3 protein-coding genes and 1 pseudogene are annotated in these 3,509 nt (G+C 39.7%); all 4 read left to right on the top strand.

The genetic code is table 11. The features are described 5' to 3' along the window. Positions 1 to 873, top strand: an 873-nt coding sequence (locus tag I8U17_RS17850) for a hypothetical protein (protein WP_198059971.1), incomplete at its 5' end; no start/stop codon positions are given. An 11-nt stretch (positions 874 to 884) separates the two neighbouring features. Further along, the gene (locus tag I8U17_RS17845; protein WP_198059970.1) at positions 885 to 1,280 is read left to right on the top strand and encodes a hypothetical protein; all 396 of its coding nucleotides are present in this window, start codon (positions 885 to 887) and stop codon (positions 1,278 to 1,280) included. 197 nt (positions 1,281 to 1,477) lie between these two features. Continuing rightward, on the top strand, positions 1,478 to 1,984 hold the full coding sequence (locus I8U17_RS17840; RefSeq protein WP_198059969.1) for a hypothetical protein: 507 nt from the start codon (positions 1,478 to 1,480) through the stop codon (positions 1,982 to 1,984). A 631-nt stretch (positions 1,985 to 2,615) separates the two neighbouring features. Next, a pseudogene (locus I8U17_RS17835) lies at positions 2,616 to 3,509 on the top strand (hypothetical protein); the annotation flags it as partial.

The following is a 3,509-nucleotide window of genomic DNA, read 5'->3' as shown; positions in this document are numbered from 1 at the left end:
AAAGTCGCTGCTTCGGTTATCACCGTAGCAAGCATCACTACTGGTTTTCTTTCCCTTGATCCGGAAGCTGTAGTCCAAGCGTTTAACAAAATCACGGTAGCTGCTGAGAAATTTGAAGTCAAAACGGCATTTAAAAATGCGGAAAAATGTTTTGGCTATCAACCAACGCCGAAATATTTTGCTTCCGTGAATGAACCGTTTTTTAAGTGCTTGTATGCTCCTGACGGTCAAGGCGGCGGTACTAGCAATATAGATGGTCTTACCCGATTGGACGGAAGAGCGGTAAGATATAAAACAGATGGTGGAGCAATTATTCAGGGAAAGAAAGTAGTTAAAGTTAATAATGTACCTAAGTATCAAAAGGCTAAAGGAGATATTGATTTACAATATGTAGCCCAAGTTCGAAAGCAATTAGGTCTTCCATCGCTTAAAGAAGATGACATACTCATTCAGAAGGATGTGTTGAAGAGTGGAAATACTGTGGCAGTCCTTGAATCAGATGGAGTTCAAATCTGGGGAAGAAGTGGTTGGGGAGTTGATGTAGGCGGATATTCAGAGCTAAGAAAAGAATGGGCTAAAGGTAAAATAGGAAAATTGGGTGTTCCTCGAGAAAAATTTGCTGTAAATAGTCAAACGTATACTCATGCTGAAGGAGATGTGTTTTGGCATCTTTATCAATACAGGAAAAAACATAATATACTAGGCGGAAAGGCAACCTTAGTTGTAGATCGACCCTTTTGTGGCCCATGTGGTGATGGTAGAGGAGTTCAAAATCTTGTTGAAGAAGTAGGTTTAGACGAGTTAATAGTTAAAACGCCTGATGGGGATGAAATTATTCGACCGAGGGAAGGTCTTAAGAGAAAAAGCTGGTAGGGTGAAATAAGATGAAACAGTTCGAGTTAAGTATTCAAGATAAGACACAAGTGATAAAAAATCCTACATGGGAACAAATCTTTAGTATATTGAGTAGTTTAGATGGTAAAAAAGTGAGTCAAGCCAGCCTTAAACTAGAAAACGTAGGCTTTATGACAGTAGCAGGTGGAGAATTTATTGAAGAAAAAGGCCAAAGGTTATACATTGTTGAGTTTTTTGATGGACAAGGTGAATTCAACACGTTAGTTAACCCAGACGGCGACCCAGATGAGTATATATTTTTAGCCACAGGTCAAGTTGCAACCGATATAGCAGACATTCACCTGGTAGGTTTTCAAAAAGTAGTCAAAGCTTTTGAGCATTTTTATCAGACAGGGGAACTATCAAATGAGCTTGATTGGGAGTAGATGTTGAACATTTTGTCTTATCTCAGAATGATTGATCCAATTTGCATGAGGACGCCCCAGCCTATCAAATGACTGGGGTTTTTTTTGTTAGAAGGTTTATCTAGTTAATGAAAAACCTATTGTATTATGAGAATGAACAAGCAGCAGAAAAAATGCAAATTTCGATTCCTTTGTGACGGGAATTGGGGGTGAAGATGATGAATTTAGAAGATATTAAGAAAAAGATTCAAGCTAATATCCACGAGGAATTTGAAGATAACATGAGAACAGTTGTGACTTTTCCTTATCACCCTAAGACAAAAGTGATTCACTTCTATTTTGACATTGATGAACTTTTTTATGAGGCAAGGCCGCTACCTAAAGATAACTTTTTTGGACAAATGATTTCCGTTGATAAAAATGGAAATCAAATAAGTGATTCTTCTTTGGAAAGTGCAGTTTTTGCTTGCGAACCTTTTGAGGATCTAGACCTGGTCTGGAATGAAGATCATGAAGGTTATGATTACGAATTAATGGATGAAGTGATGAACTTTGCAAGAAATTATTACGCAAATTACTTGTGTGACTTATATTTTCAATTAGGTGGTAAGGATTTACCCTATCATATTGTTTTTCAACAAACGGATTCGTCAAAAGCATTTTATTTTCAAGATAAGACTTGGTATGAAGAATCGGAACTGAATGCAAAAATTAAAAATGCTTAATTGGGGCATGTGATGAAAGCACGAGTTTCTTCCAGCTAACCGGTTTTCATCAGGCTCTTTCAAAGAGCGTGACTACCTTGCCCTAGAAGGCATTAGAGCCACAAGAGGATTGGTCATTGTTTTACACCACCGTTTGTAACAAAGTAAATGTCGTCGATTTTCAATAGTAACAAAAACGCCGAATCGCTTCATTGAAAATAGCGGTTTCGGCGTTTTTCATGTACTAAGGGGAACATTTTTAAGTGTCTCAAAATGATGTCCAATTCGCTTTGAGACTATCGATTCAATTTGTTTTACAGACGATTAGTGAAAAAAGTTCACACATTGCGTCCAAAAACTTCAGATTTCCTAACATACTGGGTTGATATTATAATCTTAAAAATTACTTCTTTAGACAAAAATAAAATGAATCATATTACAAATAAACTGGTATATTTATTTATTATTTTAAATGAATCAATTTTCGTGAGAATTGGTCTCAAACGCTTAAAAGCCAAGTTACTGTTTCAACATTTTTTATCGGACAGAGTTGACCCAAGGTCGAGTCTGTCTTTTTTGCTCCTATATCCAATCCTTTTTGGTAGAGAGGGGTGAATCCATTACGGATCATGAATATTCCGTAATGGGAGAGATGAATCAATATTTTTATCGATTCGTAATCGTCTTTCTTTTGACCTTGGTTGGCTTTGGCATGTTGGGAGGTGGTCAAGTTTTTGCCAGTGGGGGCAGCTTTGATGTTCCTCATGTGAATGATCATTTTGAAAAAGTTCAACAAGGGCCGGAGCCACAGAAAGTAGATGGCTCATGGGACTGGGTTCCCGAGCCGATCGCGAAAGCAGTGAATTGGACAAAGGAAAAGGTCTCCAGCGGCTGGAATTGGCTGAAACAAACAGCCGACCGTGAATGGGAAAAAGCCAAGCAGGGGGATTGGCTGGACGGGATCTTGGCATTAATCCTCACGACTTTGATTGTAAGAATAAGTTTTAAAGTCGGGATATTGAGAGGCCTGTGGGATACAGTCAAGGGGATTGGCTACATGATCGTTCATCCCATCGAAACGATAAAAGGGATTGTCAGTGCGATCTTGCACCCTGTTGAAACTGGAAAGGCCATCTGGCGAACTATTTCTGAGTCGTTTAAACGAGATGTCATCCATGGAGACGCCAGCAGCAGGGCGGAATGGGAAGGTTATGTGGTGGGTTCCCTTGTCGGAGCAAAAGGGGTAGATAAACTAGGCAAACTGAGCAAAGCAGGCATGCTGAGCAAAGTTTCCAAGGCGAGCAAAGTCTCCAAAATGGGGCAAATGGGTCGTGTCGGTCAAGGGGTCAGCCGACTCCAAGAAGGATTGCAAAAACTCCGCTTCCCGCAGGCTGTTTCCAAAGTGAAAGGCACTTTTTCCTCATTGTGGAAAGGGATTTTCAGCCACAAAGTCGCTGCTTCGGTTATCACCGTAGCAAGCATCACTACTGGTTTTCTTTCCCTTGATCCGGAAGCTGTAGTCCAAGCGTTTAACAAAATCACGGTA

This window comes from Thermoactinomyces sp. CICC 10521 (genome assembly GCF_016055135.1).
In the GTDB taxonomy this organism is placed as follows: domain Bacteria; phylum Bacillota; class Bacilli; order Thermoactinomycetales; family Thermoactinomycetaceae; genus Thermoactinomyces_A; species Thermoactinomyces_A daqus.
Note: the sequence above shows the minus strand (reverse complement) of the source record. Positions and strands in the feature narration are given on the sequence as shown.